Annotated in this window: 1 protein-coding gene; it reads left to right on the plus strand. The window is 42.6% G+C overall.

Annotated elements, in window-relative coordinates:
• The first annotated feature begins 22 nt into the window (after nt 1-22).
• The gene (locus A3757_RS20470; protein ID WP_068554286.1) at nt 23-517 is read left to right on the plus strand and encodes a hypothetical protein; all 495 of its coding nucleotides are present in this window, start codon (nt 23-25) and stop codon (nt 515-517) included.
• The last annotated feature ends 7 nt before the right edge of the window (nt 518-524 follow it).

Here is a 524-nt window from a genome sequence, read left to right on the forward strand (position 1 = left end):
TTTACTGTATAGATGACGTATTATGAAGAAACAAGACATCAGTAGTAACAATAGATCGGGTGAGAGCCAGGTATCAGTGAAGCCAGAACCGGTGGATGAAAGCTGGGCGCTAGCTTTGCTTAATGAAGCACTCATCGAAGAGGCCGCAGAAACTACGATTGAAAGAGCTAAAACTACTGTTGGGAAAGCGGAACAAAACTGTGAGCTTTCAGATGACAGTGTTACCGAAAGTCTTAACGATAATGCTGAAGTGTTCTCGAAAGCGGTAGGCAGCAATGAATTGCCTGAACATTCGTCTTCAGAATCTCTGCAATTAATGTACAGACAACACAGCCTGTCTGCGGACTACGCTCATAGCAATGAGGTGCATAGAAGTGCTTCATTGTCTGCAATTCAAATGCAGCAGATTGTTTTTAATGAAGTTAAAAAATTTAATGCAGAATCAGAAAAGCTGGCAAACCGAAGTGGCAGAAATTGGCTGGCTCGCTTGATTGCAAAGTTTACCGGCAGGTCATGATTAGCTA

This window comes from Oleiphilus sp. HI0117 (assembly GCF_001635235.1).